Raw genomic sequence first — 20,385 nt, 5'->3', positions numbered from 1 at the left:
TCACCCGCGCGAGGAGGTGACCTCCGATGGCGAGGACGCAGGGTACGAGGCCACGGAGGGTGCGGCTGTGGCGGTGGCGGAGGAACCCGCTGCGCCGCCGCAGCGATCTGGCCGAGGCCTGGCTGGTGCTCGCCGCGGTCGTTCTCGCCCTGCTGCTCGGGGCGTTCTCCGGCCTGACGGCGGCCGGGGCCGTGGACGGGTCGCTCGCCGAGCGCCGGGAGCGGACCACCCCCGTACCCGCCGTACTGGTCGAGGACGCCGCCGGGCCGTCCGCGTCGGTGACGCAGGACGGGGACGGCGACGGCGGCGTATGGACCAAGGTGCGGTGGACCGCCCCCGACGGCACCGGCCGCACGGGCCGGGCCGAGGTCGACCCGGGGAGCCCGGCGGGCACCGAGGTCACCGTGTGGACGGACCCCGCGGGCCGACTGGTCTCCGCACCACCCGTCGGCGCGGAAGCACAGTTCCAGACCGTCATGGCCGGTATCACGGTCGCCGTCGCCGCCGGGGGACTGGTCCTGCTCGCCGGCTGGCTCGCCCGCGCCCGGCTGCGACTGCGGCGCCTGGCCGAATGGGAGACCGAGTGGCGCCAGGTCGAACCGTCATGGCGCAAACGCATGACGGGCTGAGCCGCGACGGCGCACACCGTCCTGTCCGGCATCCTCACGGGACAGGCCGAACCGCTGCTGGGGACGGCCGGAGGGACGCCGCCGACAAATCCCGCCACAAGACGCCGATGGAAGCGAATCTCCAGACGACACGCGGCTGTTCTGCCCGGAGACCCGCTCCACCGCTGCCCGCGCAACATGGCCCGGCAGCCCTGGAAGATTCACCAACAGCATCCGGAGGCCCGGTGCTGGGCAACGGCATCCCCCCGACCGGCGGCCCGACCCCTAGGGGCGCGGGGCTGTACCGGCATACGGCTCCGCCGCGTGGGCGCGAAGGGAGCCTGGGCGCAAAGGGGCGCGGGGAACTGCGCGAAGGGGGTCTGGGGGCAAAGCCCCCAGGGACGGGAAGGGGCGGCGGGGGCGAGAGAAGGCTCGGACACCCGAACAGCACGCGGTGCGGAATCACAGAGGCGCCGCCCGCGTGACAAAAACCGCCCGCCCCGAGCGGACCCGGCATCCCGCGCCGGCCCGCGCGAACTCGCGGACGGGACCGGGCACACCCACCCGGCCCCGTCGCCACGACTCTCAGACCTCGCCGCGCCAGGCCCCCGTCTCCAGTCCACGCCGCTCGATGAACTCCTTGAACCGCTTCAGATCACCGCCGACCTGCCGCTTGACGAAGCCGAGCTTGTCACCCACGCTCTCGGTCATCCCCTGCGGATCGAAGTCCATCTGCAGCATCACCTTGGTGGTGGTGTCCCGCACCCGGTGGAAGGTGACGACACCGGCCTGCCGCGCCTCACCGTCGACCGTGGTCCAGGCGACACGCTCGTCCGGGACCTGTTCGGTGATCTCGGCGTCGAACTCCCGTTCCACGCCCCCGACCTTGGTCACCCAGTGGGTCAGCGTGTCGCTGCGCTGCTCGATGCGTTCGACCCCGCTCATGAACTCCGGGAAGCTCTCGAACTGGGTCCACTGGTTGTAGACGGTGCGGACGGGGACGTCGACCTCGATCGATTCCTCTACCTGCGACATGCGTCGGCTACCTCGCTTTCCGATGGGAAGTGGAATGCGAGTACCTGATTTCACGCCGGGCAGTCATGGCGATCCGCCGAACCGGCCGCCCGAGGGGTCACGCCTCCTCGCGGCGGCAGTGCAGGAAGAGCTGCGGTTCCGGCCGGGCGTCGGGATGGGTCGGGGTGAACATCACGCTCTCCCGCGACTCCACCGCCAGGCCCGCCCCACGCACGAGGGCGACGACGTCCTCGGCCGCGAAACTGGTGACGCGCACGTCCTGCCCCATGAAGACGCCGTCGAACCCCTCGACGTCCAGCGGTACGGTGGCCAGCGCGAACAGGCCGCCCGGCCGCAGCGCCCGCGCCAGCCGGCGCACCAGCTCCGACTGCTCCGCCCGCGACATCTGCAGCAGCGCGAAGTACACGCAGACCGCGTCGAACGAACCGTCCTCGAGCGGCATACGGCGGATGTCGGCGCACCGGAACTCGGCCCCGGGCACCTGCCGGGAGGCGATCCCCACCATCACCGGGGACACGTCGACGCCCAGCACCCGATGCCCCGCTTCGGCGAGCGCGGCGGCCGTGGGACGGCCCGTTCCGCTGCCCACGTCCAGCACCCTGCTGCCGGGCGCCAGCCCTTCGAGCAGCCGGTCCAGCGACGCCCGGTGCGCCGACGAGGAGGCGAACGCCTTCTCGTACTCGCCGCCCAGCGCGTCGAACACCGCCGCCGCCCGTGACCCGTGATCCTCGTCGACCAAGACGCACCCCGTCCGTCGCGTACCGATGCGGGGCATCGTGCCATTCCCGCCCCGCCGCCACAACGGGACACCGGCCGTGGCGGCTTGCGGGCACACGGACCGGCACGGCAGGGTCGGGGTGTGCCGACTCTGCTGATCGTCCACCACACGCCCTCGCCCAACTGCCAGGCGATGTTCGAGGCCGTCCTCTCCGGTGCCACCGCCGACGGGATCGAGGGAGTCAAGGTGGTGCGGCGGGCGGCGCTGTCCGCCACCGCCGCCGACGTCCTGGACGCCGACGGCTACCTCCTCGGCACCCCGGCCAACCTCGGCTACATGTCGGGGGCGCTCAAGCACTTCTTCGACCAGGTCTACTACCCGTGCCTGGACACCACCCGGGGCCGGCCCTTCGGGTACTACGTGCACGGCGGGAACGACGTCACGGGCGCGGTGCGGGGCATAGAGTCGATCACGACGGGCCTCGGCTGGCGTCGCGCCGCCGACGGCGTGACGGTCACCGGCGAGCCAGGCAAGGCCGACGTCGAGCGGTGCTGGGAGCTGGGCGCCACGGTCGCAGCGGGCCTGATGGACTGAGCCCCGCCGCGGGCGGCGTCAGGTCTCGTCCATCCGCCGCCGGTCCTCCTCGTTCCAGGCACGCGTGTCGCGCGGCTGCGTGTACGGTTCCGCCTCCGGCGGATGACCCCCGGCGATGGCCCGCTGCCGGGCGATCTCCGCGTCGAACTCCAGCCCCAGCAGAATGGCGAGGTTGGTGATCCACAGCCAGATCAGGAACACGATGACACCGGCCATCGTGCCGTACGTCTTGTTGTACGACCCGAAGTTGGCGACGTAGAGGGCGAACCCGGCGGAGGCGATCAGCCAGATCACCAGCGCCAGGAAACTGCCCGGAGTGATCCACCGGAACCCCTTGACCTTGGCGTTCGGGGCCGCCCAGTACAGCAGCGCGATCATCATGGTGACCAGGACGACCAGCACCGGCCACTTGGCGATCGACCACACGGTCAGCGCGGTGTCGCCCAGCCCGAGCAGGTCGCCGGCCTGGCGGGCCAGCCCGCCGGTGAACACCACGATCAGCGCGCTGATCACGGCCATCACCATGAGCGCGACCGTCGCCCCGAGCCGTACCGGCAGCACCTTCCACACCGGACGCCCCTCGGGGATGTCGTAGACCGCGTTCGCCGAGCGCATGAACGCCGCCACGTAGCCCGACGCCGACCAGACGGCCAGCACCAGACCGACGATCGCCACGATCGAGCCGACGCCCGCGGTGCCCTGCAACTGCTGTACCGCCTGGGTGATGATGTCGCGGGCCGCGCCGGGGGCGGTGAGCTCCTGGAGGTTCTCCAGCACCTTGTCCGTGGTGGACTTGCCGGTGAGGCTCAGGATCGAGACCAGGGCCAGCAGCGCCGGGAACAGCGACAGCACGCCGTAGTACGTCAGGGCGGCGGCCCGGTCGGTGAGTTCGTCGTCCTTGAACTCGCGCAGACTGCCTTTGAACGCCGAGCCCCACGCCCCCTTCGGCAGCTTGCCCGGCGTGTCCGGTGCCGCCCGCTCCACCTCGTCGCTGGGCCCCGGCTCGTCCGCCGCCGCGTGGGCTCCGTGGCCCGGACGGGGCTCGTCCGCCGCCGCGCCGGTCCGGTGATCCGGACGAGGCTCGTCCGTCGCGCTCTCGTGGGTCTGCCGGTCGTTCCGCCCCGGGATATGCAGCTTCATGCCCCTCGGGTAACCAGGGGCCGGGGGGCTAAGCCAGGGACCCGTGCCTCGACCTGGCCGGAAAGGGGTTGTGGGAGCGCTCCCAAGACGTGCAGGATGCCAGACATGACCGAGTCCCCCAGGATCCGCCCGTACCACCGCGAGGACCGGCAGGCCCTCGACGACATCTGCATCCGCACCGCGCACAACGGCCAGGACAGCCGCCCCCACTACACCGACCCCACCGTCTTCCCCGACACCTTCGCCGCGCCGTACGTCCATCTGGAGCCGGAGCTGGCGTTCGTACTGGACGACGGCCGGGGCCGGGCGGTCGGCTACATCGTCGGCACCGCCGACACCGTCCGCTTCGCCAAGACCTTCCGGGCCGCGTGGCTTCCCCTGGTCGGCGACCGCCACCCCGAGCCGTCCGGGCCGCCGGCCACCCCGGACGAGACGATCGCCTGGCTGCTGCACCACCCCGAGCGGATGATCGTCCCGGAGCTGGCCGCCTGGCCGGCCCACCTGCACATCGACCTGCTGCCCGACTGGCAGAGGCGCGGCTACGGCCGGCAGCTGATGCGGACCTTCCTGGGGGCCCTGCGGGACGGGGGAGTGCCGTCCGTCCACCTCGTCATGGCGACGGCCAACAAGCCCGCCCGGGCCTTCTACGACCGCATGGGCTTCGAGGAGATCGACGCGCCGATGGACGACTCGGTCGTCTGCCTCGGCCGTACGACGCACGACCTCGACGGGCTCTGAGGGACCGGCGCCCGTCTCCGTCGAACGCATCGAACGCGCCACCGCTCGCGCGGAAGTGGCGTGAATGCGCATTGCCGCTCCGCTCCGACGGGCGCAGCCTGTGCATTGGGAGCGCTCCCATGGCCGCCGTGGGAGCGCATGCCCGCATCCCCACGATCAACCCCCACAGCGGAAAGAAGGAATCCATGACTTGGCATGGTCATGACGCATTACCGCTCCGGTCCCGTCTGTCACTCGCCCTGACCGTGGCCGTCGCCGCGCTGCTCTGTCTGATCCCCTGGAGCGGTACCGCCGTCGCCCACGGCTCGGTGATCGACCCCGCGTCCCGCAACTACGGCTGCTGGCAGCGCTGGGGGAGCGACTTCCAGAACCCGGCGATGGCGCAGGAAGACCCCATGTGCTGGCAGGCGTGGCAGGACAACCCCAACGCCATGTGGAACTGGAACGGCCTCTACCGCAACGGCTCCGCCGGAAACTTCCAGGCCGTGGTCCCCGATGGCCAGCTCTGCAGCGGCGGGCACACCGAGGGCGGGCGCTACGACTCCCTCGACGCGGTGGGCGCCTGGAAGACGACGAACGTGAACGACAACTTCACCGTCAAGCTGTACGACCAGGCCAGCCACGGCGCGGACTACTTCCTCGTCTACGTCACCCGGCAGGGCTTCGACCCCACCACCGAGCAGCTGGGCTGGGACGACCTCCAGCAGGTGGCCCGCACCGGCTCGTACGCGCCCAGCCAGAACTACTCGATCCCGGTGAGCACCTCCGGTCTCAGCGGCCGCCACGTCGTCTACACGATCTGGCAGGCCTCGCACATGGACCAGACGTACTTCCTGTGCAGTGACGTGGACTTCGGCTGAGTCACCGGCACTTCACCGCTCCCGTCCCCGAGTCCCCGCCGGACCGCGTGAGTCCGGCGGGGATCCGGTGCGTGCGGGACCGGGGCTTTCCGGGATTCCGCGAAGAAACCGTGAGTCCTTTGAACACGCTGTGGCCCGCCTACGTATGGGGCGTGGGAATCCCCTGCCCACCCCCCGCAACAGAAGCGTAGGAGTACTGCCTTGGCACGCAACACACGCAGACGCCCCAAACAGCGCGCGACTCTCGCCGCGTTCGCCCTGATCCTGGGCGGCGGCGGGATGATGGCGGCCAACGTCTACGCTTCCGCGACGGAGGAGGGCGGGCAGGGCGACGGCCAGGCGCAGGTCTTCTCGGGCGCCACGATCGACTGCCCGGACGTGGCCACCGAACTGACGTCGGTGCCGGAGGAGGCGCGGGCGGAGGTGGACAAGGAGCTCGCCGGCCTGGACGCGCAGATCGCGGAAGCGTACAAGCGGATCGGGGAGTCGGCCGAGGCCCTCCGCCAGGACCCGGGCTTCGCGGAGAACGCGATCGCCAAGCCGCTCGAGGAGAAGCGTTCCGCGGCCCTCGCCCGCATCGGGACCGCCATCGACCGGGTCGGCGACCGGCCCGAGGGCCTCGAGGAACTCGCCGACTGCGCCGTGCGCGAGTCCGGCAACGCCGCACAGCCGGACGCCGGGCAGGAGGGCGAGCAGGCGGGCGACGGAGGCGACGGCCAGGACCAGCAGGATCAGGACCAGCAGGGCCAGCAGGGCCAGCAGGGCCAGGGCCAGGGCGGAAACGGCGGTCAGGCCGGCAACGGGCCCGTCGCCGGCGACTACGTCGACATCGAGAGCGTCCAGCCCAACGTCATCGAGCCGAAGCAGACGGAGAACGCCTCCCGCGGCACCTTCACCAGCGAGTGCGGCGTCAACGAGAACGGCCTGTTCAACTCGGACAACGTGATCGCCGCACCGGGTGTCAGCAACGGCGCCCACCACTTCCACGACTACATCGGCAACCAGGCCACCAACGCCTTCTCCAGCGACGAGGACCTGGCGCAGGCGGACACGAGCTGCGCCGACCAGGGCGACAAGTCGTCGTACTACTGGCCCGTGCTGCGGCTGCAGAACGGGACCCAGGAGCAGGACGCCGGGTCCCCGGGCGGTGGTATCGAGGGCAACGTCGGTGAGATCGTCACGCCCAAGGAGGTCACGCTGACCTTCGAGGGCAACCCGCAGGGTGAGGTCACCGCCATGCCCCGGCTGCTGCGCATCATCACCGGCGACGCCAAGTCGTTCGTCAACGGCCCCGCCAACGCCAACGCCTCCTGGAGCTGCACCGGTTTCGAGGACCGGCAGCTCACGGACAAGTACCCGCTGTGTCCGCAGGGCAGTGACGTGGTGCGCAGCTTCGACTTCCAGAGCTGCTGGGACGGCCGCAACATCGACAGCGCCAACCACCGTACGCACATGGCGTTCGCGGACGAGGCAGGCAACTGCCCGTCCGGCTTCAAGCCCGTGCCGCAGCTGGTGCAGCGCATCGTCTACGACGTCGACGCGCCGAGCCTCGACGACGGCGGCAGGACGACGCCGCTGTTCGCGGTGGACTCCTTCCCGGAGCAGCTGCACAAGCCGATCACGGACCACGGCGACTTCATCAACGTCTTCGACGAGGACCTGATGAACGAGGTCGTCGCCTGCATCAACGAGGACCGCACCTGCGGCGCCGGTGAAGGCGGCAACGGTGACGGCGGCAACGGTGACGGTGACGGCGGCGAACAGGGTGAGGAGCCCCAGCAGCCGGAGGAGCCGCAGCAGCCGGAGGAGCCCACGGCCACGCCCGACGACCCGGGCCAGGGCGGCGACGGCAACGACGGCGGCAACCAGGACGGCGGCGGCGACAAGCCCGCCGACGACGGGAACCAGAACAACGACGGAAACCAGGACGACGGCGGACAGGAGCAGCCGTCGGAGACCCCGGCCGCCGAGGAGCCCGCGGAGGGCGACGGCACCGACCGGCCCGAGCAGCCCGATGTCAAGGCGTCCACCCCGGCCGAGGGCACCGGTGCCGGAAACCAGGACGGCGACGACAAGGGCGGTAAGGACGAGGGCGGCCAGGACGACGGTGGCCAGGCGGCTCAGGCCGCCGAGGTGCCTGGCAGCCTCCCCGAACTCGGCACCGGGAACCAGTCCCAGGCACAGGGCGAGAGCGGCAGCCTCGCCGAGACCGGCACCCAGCTCTGGCCGGCCGCGCTGGGCGGAGTGCTGGTGATCTTCGGATTCTTCGTCCTGCGGAGCGTGCGGCGCGGGGCCTGACCCTCCACCGCTCCTCAAACGCCGGAGAGGCTGATTTTCAGCCTCTCCGGCGTTTGAGGAGCGGGGTCTGGGGCGGAGCCCCAAGTCGGGACGGGAAGGGGCGGCGGGGGCGAAAAACGCCTGCGGGGCGTCGGCGACGAGAGCCCGCGCCGGCCCCCAGGACGACCCCGGCGCCGACCAGGGCACTGCCCACCGCCTGCGCCGCACCATAGGACCCGGTACCGACAAGCGGCGCGGTGCACGCGGCCGCCACCGGGATCAGCCCGGAGAACAGGGTGGCCCGCTCGGCACCGATCCGCTGCATGCCCATGTACCAGCACACGAAGCCGATGACGGTGACCACCACCGCCTGCCACAGCAGCGCCGTCGCCTCGACCCCGTCCGGGCGGCGCAGCCACGCGGACCCGTCGAGCAGCAGCCCGGCCGCCGCCGATTCGACCGCGGCGACACCGCACACCACGGCGGACAGCAGACGGGGCCCCAGGGGCCGCAGCACGGGCACGGCCAGTACGGCGAACCCGACCTCCCCGACCAGCGCGCACAGCGAGAAGGCGAGGCCCGCCCCGTCCGTACGCCCCCAGCCCTGCACGGTGAAGGCGCCGACGGCCACCGCCGACGCCCCGTACAGCACCGCCCGCCGCGGCCGCCGGCCCTCCAGCAGGGGGACGAGGACGGCGACCACCACGGGCGCGCAGCCCACGAAGACGCCGGGCACCGCCGGTTCCGCGGTCCGTTCCGCGGCCAGGACGGCCAGGTTGAACCCGACCATGCCGACCGCGGCGAGCAGCGCCAGCCTGGCCCACAGGCGGGGCGGGAGCGACCGCAGCTTCGCGGCCGAGCCTTGGCCGGCCAGGGGGACCAGCAGCAGACAGGCCAGCGCGTACCGCAGGAACTGACCGCCCGCGTACGGATAGTCGCCGAGGACGCTGTTGGCGGTGAAGGAGCCTCCGACGAGGACACAGGCGAGCGCGGCGAGCAGGGCCCCGCGCGTGGTGACGGCGTTCATGGCACCGACGCTAGAAAGGACGGCGGCCCGCCGAGGGGTCCACTTCCGCCCCGTTGTCGGGGACCAATCCGGCCGGGAGGCTTCCCCCGCCTACTCCTCCTGCTTCTTCCAGGGGCCGACGCCCAGCTTCCCCGTCGTCCCGAGGTCGAGTTCGGGGACGACCGTCACCGGGTCCGCGCCGGACTTCGCCCGCACCCGCACGTAGGGCACGTCGACGGGTGCGCCCGCCTCGACCGTGTTGCGCCACACCAGGCCGGCCCAGGCTCCCTCGCCCGGCTTCAGCACGAGCGGCAGGGCCGGGCCGTCCGCCCCCGTGCCGCCGGCGACGGAACCGCCGTCGTGCAGGATCCGCACGCCCTCCACCGGTTCGTGGTCCTCGTCGAAGAGCCGGACGTCGGGATAGCCGTGCAGCGAGTATGGCCGGGTGCCGCAGTTCTCCAGACGCACGGACACCACCCGCAGGCCCATGGCGGCATTGGCCTCGTCCGCGTACACGCGGACACCGGAGTCCGGACACGGGCCGCCAGGGGACGGCGCCTCGTCGACGGGGACGCTGCGCACCTTGGCGATCCGCACCCGGCTCACCTCTCGCGGGCCCGCCATCGACTCGCTCAGCGCGACCCTGCCCGCGGCCGTCCGGCCCGGAGCCACGTCCTCGACGATCCCCTCGGTGTTGTACAGCACGCGCCCCGCCTCGGAGAGGAGGTCGAACGTGACCGTGTAGGTGAAGGGCTCGGCCTCCGCGTGGGTGACCTCGAACAGGACACAGCCCCCGCTTCCGCCGTCGAACCCGGTGATCCGGACCCCGTCCCGTTCCAGCTCGGTGTCCGTGCCGGAGGGCCGCCCCGCACAGGAGGCACCGGACGCCGTCGACTCGGCATGCGCGCCGCACGCGGTGACCGACAGGGCGCCGACGAGGACGAGGACAAGAGGGAGGGAGCTGCTGCGCATACGAGGAGTTGATCAGTACCGGCCGCGATCGGCTGTGATGGAAGCCATGCTTCCGGTCACCGGTGTGTGACACTTGGCGTCGAGGCCGCGAGAGGGGAGTCGCCGTGGACGAGGGGACAGTGCGCACACACGAGGACCACGGGGGCACGGACGCGGCGGCGACCGCGCGTCACGCCCGCTTCGGACGCCTCCCGGAGCCGGTCCGGGTGGAGGACATGGTCGAGGAGCGCCCGGCCGTCGCGCCGGACCCGGCCCGCAACGCCTACGACCCGGACGAGTGGCTGGTGCGCTACTGCCTGTGAGACCGCCGCCCTGGTCAGCCGCTCGCCCGTCGCCTTCACCGCCCGGTGGCCGGGCGGCGGTCAGCGGCCGGGCCGCCAGTCGTACGCCGTCAGCAGCAGTGCCACGTCGTCCGGGCGGTCCTCGGTCCGGCGGGCCGTTCTGATCAGCCGGTCGGCGAGCTCCTCGACCGAGTCGGTGCGGCTGCGTGCCAGACAGCGGCGGATCACCTCGATGCCCGTCCCGATGTCACCGCCGGGCGTCTCGACGAGCCCGTCCGTGTACAGCGCGAGAACGCTGCCCGGGGCCAGGGTGAGTTCCGTGACCGGGTAGACGGCCTCCGGCTGCACCCCGAGCAGCACGCCACCGGGCAGGTCCAGGCTCTCCGTGTGCCCGTCGGGGTGGCGCAGCAGGGGCGGCGGATGGCCCGCCCGGACGGCCAGGGCGCGGCCGGTGGCCGGGTCGAGCTCGATGTAGCAGCAGGTGGCGAAGACGTCCGTCTCCAGCTCCGCCAGCAGCCGGTTGGTGTGGGTGATGACCTCCTGCGGAGGCCGGCCGCTGGCGGCGAAGGCGTGCACCGCGCTGCGGAGCTGTCCCATGACGGCGGCGGCCCCGACGCTGTGCCCCTCGACGTCACCGATGACCAGCGCCACCCCCCGCCCGGTCCTGATCACGTCGTACCAGTCGCCCCCGATGGCCATGCCCTGGGTGCCCGGCAGATAGCGGCCGGTGGTGAGCATCCGGTCGATGGCGGGCAGCCGGTGCGGCAGCAGTCCCTCCTGGAGCCCCCGGGCGACGGCGGACTCGGCGTCGTACAGCCGGGCCCGCTCCATCGCCTGCGCGGTCAGCCCGCCCAGCGCGGTCAGCGCGGTGCGCTCCTCGGGCGTGAACCGGTGCGGCGCGTTCCAGCCGAGGATGCAGGAGCCGACCGGATGGCCGGAGGCGATCAGCGGCAGGAACGCCCAGGCGTTCATCGGGTCCAGGAGGAGCTGGGGGTAGGCGTTGACCAGCGCCTCCGGCGACTCGAAGAAGAGCGGCAGCCGGGTGGTCAGGGCGTGCACACCGGGCAGGTTCGCGGTGAGCGGCACCCCTTCGAAACTCTCGAGGAAATGCTCCGGATAGCCGGACTCCCACAGCAGGTACATCCGGCTGTCCCGGATCGTGTACAGGGCGATCTCCTGCGCGCCGAACGCGGGCAGGAGCTGCTCGGCGACGGCCAGGCAGACGTCCCGGACGGTGACGGCCTCGGTCAGCACACTGGCCATCTGCACGACGTGGTAGAGGGCTCCCGCGCGGGCCGTCGCGACCAGCTCCGGCGCCGCCGCGGTCTCCCTGCCGGGCGGGGCCAGGACCCGGCCCGGCTCGGCCCCGGCGGGGGCGCTGGTGCGGAAGACGCGGCCGGTCAGCCCGTGCACCCCGGGATAGAGCACGAACCCCAGCCAGACGCCGTCCGGGTCGTGCACCAGGTACGACACCGGCTCCTGCGACAGCATCGCCGCCCGGTAGCGGTCCTCGTAGGCCGGATCGCGCAGCCAGGTGAGCACGTCCCACGGGTAGTGGCCGAGCATGTGTTCCAGGTCGCAGCCCAGCAGCTCCTGGCAGCGGCGGTTGGCGTAGACGATCCGGCCGTCCTGGTCCAGGGAGAACACCCCGTCGGGCAGCCGCTCGGCGGCCTCCGCCGCGGTGACCCCGCCGGCCGCGTCGACGAGGGCGCCCACCAGGAGCCGGGCGGCCCCCTCGGCCCGTACGACGTGCCCCCACAGTTCGACCGGCCGGTAGCGGATCCGCCCGTCGTCCCCGGCCTCGTCCAGCACTCTGAAGTGCCGGCCCCTGATCTGCCCGGAGTCCGCCGCCTCCCGCCGGCCCGCCCGCAGCTCGTACAGGTCGTCGGGACACACCCGGTCCTCGACCTCCGCCATGGTGCCGCCGAACTCCTCCCGGGCGACCCCCAGCAGGGACAGCGCGTCGTCGTCCCCGGACCACCGGTCGCTGTCCAGGTCCCACTCGACCATGCCGATCGCCACGGCCCGGGCGGGCGGCGTGGGCAGCCGTACGCTGACCGGCTGGTCGTCGTAGTCGATGCCGTACGCGACGGCGTCCGCGCCCTCCCTGCCGGGCATCCGGCGGGCGAAGTCGGTGAGGCGCTCCTCCATGTCCCGCCCCGCGTCGTGCAGCGCCGCCCGCACCGCCTGCTCGTCCAACGGCTCCCCGGCGGCCGACCGCAGGACGGACAGGACGCCCACGGGTTCGCCGTCGACGTGCACCGGGTGGAAGGCGGAGCCGAACGAGTACGGCAGCGCGGCGGTGAACTGCGGGAAGCGCAGCATCATGGCCCGCTCGTCCGGCAGCCACAGGCTCTCGCTCCTGCGGTACGCCTCGGACATGGGCAGCGCGCCGCCCACGGGCACCCGCCACCAGGTCATCAGCAGCGACCGCGGAACGCCGGCCACCACGCACAGCACCAGCGAGCGCCGGTCCCGCGAACGCAGGTACACCAGTCCGCCGTATCCGCCGATGTCCTGGACCGCCGCCACCACGGGCTCCGCGAGCGCGTCCTCGATCCGGGCCGCCGGATGCGCCGTCCGGAGCTCCTCCGCGCCCGGCCTCTTCCCGGCGCCGCGGCCGGGCACGCCCGCCGGCCGCTCCCCGCGCGGTGCGGCGGCTGCATCATCCATGTCGCACCCTCCCGGTGCGGACGCACGGGACATCCGTTCGCTCCCCACCAGCATGTGCCATGCCGGACGGTCCGGCGCGGCGGAGCCGCAACCTTTCGGTCATCCCGGTCGTCTCACCCGATACCAGAAGGATGCGAGCCCAGGGGGCCGAAAATGCTTCGAAAGAGAACAATCTGCGCGACTCTCGTGCTCGTGGGCGCCACGCTGACCACGGCGACGGTCCCGGCCGCCGCCGCCCCGACGGCGGCGGCCCGGGCCACGGCGTGCCCGACCGGCTGGGGCAGCCTGCCCGAGTCCGGCTCCGACAGCACGACCACACCGGTACGGGACATCAGGACCGGACGGCACGCCTGCTACGACCGCATGGTCGTCGACCTGCCCGGCGCCGCCCGCGGCGACATCGGTTACTCGGTCCGGTACGTCGACCGCCTCCACCAGGACGGATCGGGCCGGCACATCCCCGTCTCCGGCGGCGCCGTCCTCGAGGTGCGGGTGGCCGCGCCCGCGTACGCCCCCGAGACCGGCGAGGCCACCTATCCCGCGCGCGCCGGACGCCCCCTGCCGGGCGTGGATCTCGCCGGGTACCGCACGTTCAGGGACGCGCGGTTCGCCGGCAGCTTCGAGGGCGAGACCCAGATCGGTCTCGGTGTGCGGGCGCGGCTGCCGTTCCGGGTGCTGCGGCTCGACGGCCGGCTCGTGATCGACGTCGCCCACAGCTGGACCGGCAGCCGCTGAGCGCCTGCCGCCGGGCGGTCACTGCTCCAGGGTGCCCGTCTCGCAGACCCGGCGCGCCACCTCGCGCAGTTTGGTGTTGGTGCGCTGGGACTGGGTGCGCAGGATGTCGAAGGCCTGGTCCTCCGTCACATGGTGGCGGCCTATCAGGATGCCCATCGCCTCGCCGATCAGATGCCGCGTGGCGATGGCGTCCTGGAGCTGGGCGTCGGTCCGGGCGGTGGAGAAGGCGACCGCCGCGTGGGAGGCCAGCAGCCAGCCGGCCGTCTCGCTGTCCTCGGTGAACATCCCCGGCTTGAGGGAGTACATGTTGAGGGCCCCCAGCTCCTCCTCCCGCGTGTACAGCAGGAAACCCATCATGCTGCCCACCCCGAGCTCCCGGCAGTGCGGCACGAAGGACGTCCAGCGTTCGGGGTCCGCGGTGAAGTCGGTGATGCGGAAGACGCGTTCGGCCCGGTCGGGCCGGGCCGCGTCGAAGCAGGGCCCTTCGCGCAGACGCTCCTGGAGGCGGTCGCTGTCGATCACGAGCTGCGAGGTCGGTGCCAGCGAACTCACCCGGTCCCCCCGCAGGAGGAGGATCCCGGAGGCGTCGCAGCCGTCGACGAGCTCCACCGCTTTGCGCGAGATCTGCTCCAGGGTCGAGTCGAGGGTGTGCTCGGCCAGGAGATCACGGGCCATGGAAGCCATCTGCTGGGCGAAGAACCGCCAGTCCACCGTCCGCCTCCCTGGTCGCCGCAGTCAGCACACACCGCCTCTACCCCGAGCCGGCGTACGGCACGCCGGTGAACGGCCCGATCCCGGGCAGACGGCGTACGTGATCTTCGCGGGTCCGCGTGACCCCGGGCGCACTTCGTGCCGGCCGCCAGAGAGAGGAACCACCACGGTGACCATGCCCCAGCGCCGTACGCGTCCGACACACCGCGGGCGGCGCTTCGACCTGCGTGCCACGGCCGTGTTCTTCGGTCTGCTCGCCACGGCCCTGATCGCCGTCGGCTTCGCGGTGCGCGCGCTGGCCCCGGTCGTGCAGCGGCGCCCGGTGTGGGTCGTCGTCCTGCTGTGCGTGGTCGCCGCGACCCTGCTGGCCCACGGACGCAGACGGCGGCGGCTGTCCGCGGCGAGGATCGCCCGCCGGGCGGGCGAGGCCCTGGAGCAGGCCACGACGACGGCGCTCGACGCCCTGGACACACCGGCGCCGGCACCGGTCCGCGCGCACGACGGCGTCCCGGGCCCCGGGGAGACGTACGACTACGACGTCCTGGACCCCGACGAGTTCGAGGCGGCGATAGCCGACCTGTGCGTGCGGGACGGCTGCGCGCGGGTGGAGGTCGTCGGGGGAGCGGGGGACCTGGGCGCCGACGTGACGGCCCTGACCCCCGACGGCCGCCGCCTCGTCGTCCAGTGCAAGCGCTACGGCGACGACAACAAGGTGGGCTCGCAGGACCTCCAGCGCTTCGGCGGCACCTGCTTCACCGTCCACGGGGCGGACGTCGCCCTCGTCGTCACCACCAGCGACTTCACCGCGCCGGCCGTCGAGTACGCCGAGCAGTGCGGCATCGTGTGCGTGAACCGCGACGCCCTGCTCGCCTGGAGCGGGGGACGGACGCCGAAACCCTGGGCGGCGGACGCGCACGAGGCGTAGGCCCGGTTGTCAGTGCCGGATGCCATCCTGCCGGTATGGACGAACTGGAGTTCATGCGCGGCAGGGTCTACGGGGCGGACCACGACGATCCGGGCCCGCGCGACGGGAGGTCGTACGTGGAACTGGCCGGGGGCCCGCTGGACGGTCTGCTGCTGGACGTCACCGGCCGCAGCGAGACGGAACTGAGGCACGGCGTCGGCCTGCCCACCGAGATGGGCCGCTACGGCGCGGGCGGCCGCGCGGTGTACGCGCCCCGCGACACGGGCGCCCGGGTGTACGACTGGAGGGGCGACGTTCCCTAGCCGCCCGGCCGGGTACACCGGGTGCATGGGGCGTCGTGGGCGAGGAGGCGGAGCGGACCATGGGACTGCTGACGGAAGGCGGCTCGGTGCTGCGCGACCGGATCGGTCACGCGATCTTCTCCCGGGTCGCCGGACCGGACGGCCCGGACAACCGCGCACGCATCCACGGCACGCCCGGCCCGCGCTGGTTCGGCCCCGACCGGCCGGTCAGGAGGGTGCACGGGGACGCGTCGATGTTCATCGGCGGACTGTCGGCCCTGCTGCTGCAGTCGCTCCACCCGCTGGCCATGGCCGCCGTCGCCGGGCACTCCGGGTTCCGCGGCGACCCCTGGGGGCGCCTCCAGCGGACCAGCACCTTCCTCGCCGTCACCACGTACGGCACCGCAGACAGCGCCCAGCGGGCCGTCGACCGGGTACGGGCGGTCCACGAGACGGTGCGCGGCACCACCGCCGACGGCGAGGAGTACCGGGCGTCCGACCCCCGTCTGCTGTGCTGGGTGCACATCGCCGAGGTCGACATGTTCCTGCGCGCCCACCAGCGCTACGGCGCCCGCCCCCTGGACGAGGAGGGCTGCGACGCGTACGTCGCCGACATGGCGCGGATCGCCACCGCGCTCGGCGTGCCCGACCCGCCGGTCGACCGCGCCGGACTCGCCGAGCGGCTGGCCGCCTACCGCGGCGAGCTGCGCGCCACCCCCGAGGCCCGCAGCACCGCCCGCTTCCTGCTGCTCCACCCGCCCGTCCCCCTGCTGGCCAGACTGCCGTACGGCGCCCTCGCCGCCAACGCGGTCTCCCTGCTCCCCGTCTGGGCCTCCCGCGCCCTCCGCCTCCCCCGCATCCCCCCGGCCGAGAGCATCTGCGTACACCCCCTGGGCACAGCCCTCACCACAACCATCCGCTGGGCCCTGGCCCCCACCCGCGACACGACGCCCTGACCCCGGTCAGCGGCTGCCGCACCCGCCGTCCCCGCGGGCAGTCGTGCCTCCCCCAGTGCCTCAAGGGCCTGGGAGGTACCCCCAGGGCGGCACGGGTGGGCGCGACGGCACCCCGTGAGCGCCGGGCTGCGCGAACCACCCCCGGCCCACACCAACGCGGGGTACCCACGAGGCGCCGGGCAGCGCAACCCCGCCCCCGGCCCACACCGACACGGGGCACCCACAAGCACCAGCCACGTCACCGGTTGACCCCGCCCAGAAGGGGCACCCAGTGCTGACCGACATCACTCACGGACACGGGAGGCCGAAGTGGCGGTCCGCCATCGTCTGATCAGCACAAGCCCGCAGTCCGTCTGGACCGTCCTGGAGGACGGCACCCGGTACGCGGATTGGGTCGTGGGCACCTCCTCCTCGAAACCGGTGCGCGGACACTGGCCACAGCTCGGCTCGGCGATCGGCTACGAGGTCCGCCTCGGCCCCCTGTGCCTGACCAACGAGACCGTCGTCCGGCGCTGTGTGCCCGGCGAGGCGCTGGAACTCGAGGCCAAGGCCGGCCCCCTCGGCACCGCCCGCATCGCCATCGAACTGCGCCCCTGGGGCGACCACTGCCTGGTCGTCGTGGACGAACACCCCCTGCGGGGCGCGGGCGGCACGGTGCACAACGTGGCCGTGGAGGCCCTGATCCAGATCCGCCACCGCGCCATGCTCGCCAGGCTGGCGAAGATCTGTGAGACCGACGCGGCCGAGGCCGAGCGGCGCCGTCCCCTCGGCCAGGTGGTGTCACCGGACCCCGACGAGGGAGGCGCCCGTGCCTGACGCCGTGGTGATCGGGGCCGGCCCCAACGGACTGGTCGCGGCCAACCTGCTCACCGACGCCGGCTGGAGCGTCGAGGTGCTGGAGGAACAGCCGGAGCCCGGCGGAGCCGTACGCCACGACCAGGGCGTGGAGCACGGCTTCGTCAACGACCTCTGCAGCTCCTTCTACCCGCTCGCCGCCGCCTCCCCGGTCCTCGCCGGGCTGCGCCTGGAGGACCACGGGCTGCGCTGGTGCCACGCCCCGCAGGTCCTCGCCCACCCGCTGAGCGACGGCAGGTGCGCGGTGCTCGACCGCCGTATCGACGCCACCGCCGACTCCCTGGAGGCCTTCGCACCGGGCGACGGAGCCGCCTGGCGTCGCCTGCACGACGTGTGGGACACCCTTCGCCCCGCCCTCCTCGACGCCCTGTTCACCCCCTTCCCGCCCGTCCGCCCGGCGGCCCGGCTGGCCGTCCGGCTGCGCGGCACGGGCGGGCTGCGCATGGCGCGCACCCTGGTCCTGCCGGTGCGCCGGCTGGGGGAGGAGGAGTTCCGCGGCGAGGGCGGAGGGCTGCTGCTGGCCGGGAACGCGCTCCACGCCGACCTGGCACCGGAGGCCGCGGGCAGCGGCGGCTTCGGCTGGCTGATGTCGATGCTCGGACAGACCTACGGCTTCCCCGTGCCGGCCGGCGGCGCCGGAGCCCTCACCGAGGCCCTGGCACGCCGGCTGGAGTCGCGCGGCGGGGTGCTGCGCTGCGGCAGGCGCGTCGAGCGGATCCTCGTACGCGGCGGCCGGGCGACGGGGGTGCGCACGGCCGACGGCGAGACGTTCGCGGCCGGCCGCGCCGTCCTCGCGGACGTGGCCGTGCCCGCCCTGTACCGCGAACTCCTCGGCCCCGAGGACGTTCCCGCCCAGGTGCTGGACGACCTGCGGGGCTTCCAGTGGGACTTCGCCACCTTCAAGGTCGACTGGGCGCTGGACGGCCCGGTGCCCTGGAGCTGCGAGCAGGCCGCGGGGGCCGGCACCGTCCACCTCGCGGACGGCATCGACGAACTCACCCGCTTCGCCGCCCAGCTCGCCACCGGCAGCGTCCCCGACCGCCCCTTCTGCCTGTTCGGCCAGATGACGACCTCCGACCCGTCCCGCTCCCCGCGGGGCACCGAGTCCGCGTGGGCCTACACCCACGTGCCCCACGACGTCACCGGCGACGCGGGCGGGGACTCTCTCACCGGGGTCTGGGACGCCGAGGAACAGGAGCTCATGGCCGACCGCGTGGAGCACCAGGTGGAACGCTTCGCGCCCGGTTTCCGGTCCACGATCAGGGCCCGGCGCGTCCTCGCCCCGCCCACCCTCCAGTCCCTCGACCGGAACCTGCACGGCGGCGCCATCAACGGCGGCACCGCGGCCATGCACCAGCAGCTTTTCTTCCGCCCGACCCCCGGCACCGGGCGCCCCGAAACGCCCGTCAAGGGCCTGTACCTGGCGTCCGCCGGCGCCCACCCGGGCGGCGGCGTGCACGGCGCGCCGGGCGCCAACGCCGCACGCGCCGCGCTGCGCCGGCCCCTCGCGCCGGGACTGGCCGGGGCGCAGCGGCTGCTGGCCCGCCGCGACCGCACCGGCCGCCGGCAACCCGACGCGGGCGGCAGCGACGGTGGATGACCGGCGCGCACGACCCCATCGACCACGACCGACGGAGGCGGGACGATGACCCGACACGACGACGGCCCCGACCCCGCCCACCGGCGTCCCGAAGGGGTGAGCGACGAGACGGTGGAGGCGCTCGGCTCGCTGTCGAAGGCACTGGAGACGACCGAGCGGGCCCGGGGCCACCTCTACAGCTTCCACCAGCTCACCGGCACCGCCGACCTCGAACTCGACCGGACGGTCGAACTGCTGCGCGAGGCCGGGCACCCGGACTGGGCGGAGACGGTGCGCACCCAGGTGCTGGGCCGCAACGTGATCCCCGGGCACTGGACGTTCCAGATCGTCGAGGCCTACGACGCCACGTACTACCACCCGTTCAAGGAGATCGAACAGGCCGCCGTCGAGGAACTGGCCGAGGGCCGGGACCACCTCTACGAGGCCGAGATGAAGGAAGCCCGCCGGACCGCCGGCCACCCCGACCACACCGCCCGCCCCGACACCGGCCCGCCGCCCGGGGAAGGGGAGGACCGGTGAGCGGCGGCCCGCTGTGCGGCCGTACCGTCGTGGTCACGGGCGCCGCACGCGGGATCGGCGCGGCCCTGGCCCGTGACCTGGCCCGGCGCGGTGCCCGGATCGCGCTGCTCGGTCACGAGAGGTCCGGACTGGAAGCGGTGGCGGAGAGCCTGCCCACGCGGGCGTGGGTGGACGAGCTCGACATCACCGACGAGGCCGCGCTGGAGCGGGCCGCCGAACGGGTCAGGACGCACCTCGGCACCCCCTCCGCCGTCGTGGCCAACGCCGGTGTCGCGGAGGGCGGCCCGTTCGTCACCTCGGACCCGGCCCTGTGGCGCCGCGTGATCGACGTCAACCTCACCGGCAGCGCGGCCACCGCCCGCGCCTTCCTGCCGGACCTGCTGGCGACGAAGGGCTACCACCTCCAGGTCGCCTCGCTGGCCTCGATCGGCGCCGCCCCGATGATGAGCGCCTACTGCGCCTCCAAGGCGGGTGTGGAGGCCTTCGCCCACTCCCTGCGCGCCGAGGTGGCGCACCACGGTGTCGCCGTCGGCATCGGCTACGTGAACTGGACCGACACCGACATGATCCGTGACGCGGACCGCCATCCCGTGCTGCGGGAGCTGCGCGGCCACATGCCGCCGCCGGCCCGGCGCCTGTACCCGGCGGACCAGGTCGCCGCCCGGCTCGGAGCGGCGGTGGAACACCGCAGCACGGCCGTCTACGTGCCCCGTTGGCTGCGCCTGGCACAGGCGGCGCGTGCCGCGCTGCCCCCCGTGGTGCTGCGGGTGGCCCGTCGTGAACTGGCCCGGCTGGAGGCCGAGGACCCCATGCGGCACACCGGGCTCCTCGGCGCCGGCGGCGAGGCCGACCGGACCGCGGACCGAACGCGCCCGTGACCCGGGCTGACCTGCCGAGCCGG

Annotated in this window: 21 protein-coding genes; 14 read left to right on the top strand and 7 right to left on the bottom strand. The window is 73.2% G+C overall.

The annotated features are described in order from the left end of the window. Nucleotides 1–26 precede the first annotated feature (26 nt). Nucleotides 27–629: an Rv1733c family protein gene (locus AMK33_RS28865; RefSeq protein WP_073935908.1), complete on the top strand. Its 603-nt coding sequence runs from the start codon at nt 27–29 to the stop codon at nt 627–629. A 564-nt stretch (nt 630–1,193) separates the two neighbouring features. Here AMK33_RS28865 and AMK33_RS28860 read toward each other — a convergent pair. Further along, nucleotides 1,194–1,643, bottom strand: a complete 450-nt coding sequence (locus tag AMK33_RS28860) for an SRPBCC family protein (RefSeq protein WP_073935907.1) — start codon at nt 1,641–1,643, stop codon at nt 1,194–1,196. Between the two features lie 97 nt (nt 1,644–1,740). Continuing rightward, the gene (locus AMK33_RS28855) at nt 1,741–2,418 is read right to left on the bottom strand and encodes a class I SAM-dependent methyltransferase (protein WP_073935906.1); all 678 of its coding nucleotides are present in this window, start codon (nt 2,416–2,418) and stop codon (nt 1,741–1,743) included. Between the two features lie 84 nt (nt 2,419–2,502). Between AMK33_RS28855 and AMK33_RS28850 the strand changes: the two genes are divergently transcribed. After that, entirely contained in the window at nt 2,503–2,955 is a 453-nt protein-coding gene (locus tag AMK33_RS28850; RefSeq protein WP_073935905.1) for a flavodoxin family protein, read from the top strand. An 18-nt stretch (nt 2,956–2,973) separates the two neighbouring features. Here AMK33_RS28850 and AMK33_RS28845 read toward each other — a convergent pair whose 3' ends face one another. After that, nucleotides 2,974–4,095: a YihY/virulence factor BrkB family protein gene (locus tag AMK33_RS28845; protein ID WP_073935904.1), complete on the bottom strand. Its 1,122-nt coding sequence runs from the start codon at nt 4,093–4,095 to the stop codon at nt 2,974–2,976. Between the two features lie 105 nt (nt 4,096–4,200). Here AMK33_RS28845 and AMK33_RS28840 point away from each other — a divergent pair, with 105 nt between their 5' ends. The 3 genes from AMK33_RS28840 to AMK33_RS28830 all read left to right on the top strand — a co-directional run bounded on the left by AMK33_RS28840 (nt 4,201) and on the right by AMK33_RS28830 (nt 7,991). After that, entirely contained in the window at nt 4,201–4,833 is a 633-nt protein-coding gene (locus AMK33_RS28840; RefSeq protein ID WP_073935903.1) for a GNAT family N-acetyltransferase, read from the top strand. Between the two features lie 185 nt (nt 4,834–5,018). Beyond that, the gene (locus AMK33_RS28835) at nt 5,019–5,693 is read left to right on the top strand and encodes a lytic polysaccharide monooxygenase auxiliary activity family 9 protein (protein WP_073935902.1); all 675 of its coding nucleotides are present in this window, start codon (nt 5,019–5,021) and stop codon (nt 5,691–5,693) included. A gap of 279 nt (nt 5,694–5,972) precedes the next feature. Continuing rightward, nucleotides 5,973–7,991, top strand: coding sequence for a DUF1996 domain-containing protein (locus tag AMK33_RS28830; protein WP_107425240.1), 2,019 nt, complete (start codon nt 5,973–5,975; stop codon nt 7,989–7,991). A 37-nt stretch (nt 7,992–8,028) separates the two neighbouring features. On the opposite strand, the gene AMK33_RS28825 is transcribed toward AMK33_RS28830, so the two are convergent. Together AMK33_RS28825 and AMK33_RS28820 are read right to left on the bottom strand one after the other, a co-directional pair. Then, nucleotides 8,029–8,997, bottom strand: a complete 969-nt coding sequence (locus AMK33_RS28825; protein ID WP_235618230.1) for a DMT family transporter — start codon at nt 8,995–8,997, stop codon at nt 8,029–8,031. Between the two features lie 90 nt (nt 8,998–9,087). Next, nucleotides 9,088–9,948, bottom strand: coding sequence for a DUF4232 domain-containing protein (locus AMK33_RS28820; protein WP_073935901.1), 861 nt, complete (start codon nt 9,946–9,948; stop codon nt 9,088–9,090). A 119-nt stretch (nt 9,949–10,067) separates the two neighbouring features. On the opposite strand from AMK33_RS28820, the gene AMK33_RS28815 reads away from it, so the two are divergent. Further along, the gene (locus AMK33_RS28815) at nt 10,068–10,250 is read left to right on the top strand and encodes a hypothetical protein (protein ID WP_107425235.1); all 183 of its coding nucleotides are present in this window, start codon (nt 10,068–10,070) and stop codon (nt 10,248–10,250) included. Between the two features lie 60 nt (nt 10,251–10,310). Here the strand turns inward: AMK33_RS28815 and AMK33_RS28810 are convergent, their stop codons facing one another. Next, a complete protein-coding gene (locus tag AMK33_RS28810) occupies nt 10,311–12,902 on the bottom strand; it encodes a SpoIIE family protein phosphatase (protein WP_073935899.1) in 2,592 nt (863 codons plus the stop codon). Nucleotides 12,903–13,055: 153 nt separating this feature from the next. On the opposite strand from AMK33_RS28810, the gene AMK33_RS28805 reads away from it, so the two are divergent. Continuing rightward, entirely contained in the window at nt 13,056–13,637 is a 582-nt protein-coding gene (locus AMK33_RS28805) for an AMIN-like domain-containing (lipo)protein (RefSeq protein WP_201263099.1), read from the top strand. A gap of 18 nt (nt 13,638–13,655) precedes the next feature. Here AMK33_RS28805 and AMK33_RS28800 read toward each other — a convergent pair whose 3' ends face one another. Then, the gene (locus AMK33_RS28800; RefSeq protein WP_073935897.1) at nt 13,656–14,348 is read right to left on the bottom strand and encodes a GAF and ANTAR domain-containing protein; all 693 of its coding nucleotides are present in this window, start codon (nt 14,346–14,348) and stop codon (nt 13,656–13,658) included. 169 nt (nt 14,349–14,517) lie between these two features. Here AMK33_RS28800 and AMK33_RS28795 point away from each other — a divergent pair, with 169 nt between their 5' ends. The 7 genes from AMK33_RS28795 (at nt 14,518) to AMK33_RS28765 (ending at nt 20,362) form a co-directional block, all read left to right on the top strand. Continuing rightward, nucleotides 14,518–15,273 (top strand): restriction endonuclease, encoded by a 756-nt coding sequence (locus AMK33_RS28795; RefSeq protein ID WP_073935896.1) that lies wholly within the window; start codon nt 14,518–14,520, stop codon nt 15,271–15,273. Nucleotides 15,274–15,308: 35 nt separating this feature from the next. Further along, nucleotides 15,309–15,575: a hypothetical protein gene (locus tag AMK33_RS28790; RefSeq protein WP_073935895.1), complete on the top strand. Its 267-nt coding sequence runs from the start codon at nt 15,309–15,311 to the stop codon at nt 15,573–15,575. Nucleotides 15,576–15,634: 59 nt separating this feature from the next. Continuing rightward, complete coding sequence (locus AMK33_RS28785; protein WP_073935894.1) at nt 15,635–16,510, top strand: oxygenase MpaB family protein; 876 nt, start codon at nt 15,635–15,637, stop codon at nt 16,508–16,510. Nucleotides 16,511–16,819: 309 nt separating this feature from the next. After that, nucleotides 16,820–17,326 carry an SRPBCC family protein gene (locus AMK33_RS28780; RefSeq protein WP_073935893.1) on the top strand — a complete coding sequence of 169 codons (507 nt, stop codon included), beginning with the start codon at nt 16,820–16,822 and terminating at the stop codon, nt 17,324–17,326. Further along, nucleotides 17,319–18,965 (top strand): phytoene desaturase family protein, encoded by a 1,647-nt coding sequence (locus tag AMK33_RS28775; RefSeq protein WP_073935892.1) that lies wholly within the window; start codon nt 17,319–17,321, stop codon nt 18,963–18,965. Before AMK33_RS28780 ends, AMK33_RS28775 begins: the two co-directional genes overlap by 8 nt. A 45-nt stretch (nt 18,966–19,010) precedes the next feature. Next, on the top strand, nt 19,011–19,484 hold the full coding sequence (locus AMK33_RS28770) for a hypothetical protein (RefSeq protein ID WP_073935891.1): 474 nt from the start codon (nt 19,011–19,013) through the stop codon (nt 19,482–19,484). Next, entirely contained in the window at nt 19,481–20,362 is an 882-nt protein-coding gene (locus tag AMK33_RS28765; RefSeq protein ID WP_073935890.1) for an SDR family oxidoreductase, read from the top strand. Before AMK33_RS28770 ends, AMK33_RS28765 begins: the two co-directional genes overlap by 4 nt. Nucleotides 20,363–20,385 lie beyond the last annotated feature (23 nt).

The organism is Streptomyces sp. CB02400 (assembly GCF_001905725.1).
GTDB lineage: Bacteria > Actinomycetota > Actinomycetes > Streptomycetales > Streptomycetaceae > Streptomyces > Streptomyces atrovirens.
The sequence above is the reverse complement of the archived record's forward strand: the minus strand, read 5'-3'. Positions and strand labels throughout refer to the sequence as shown.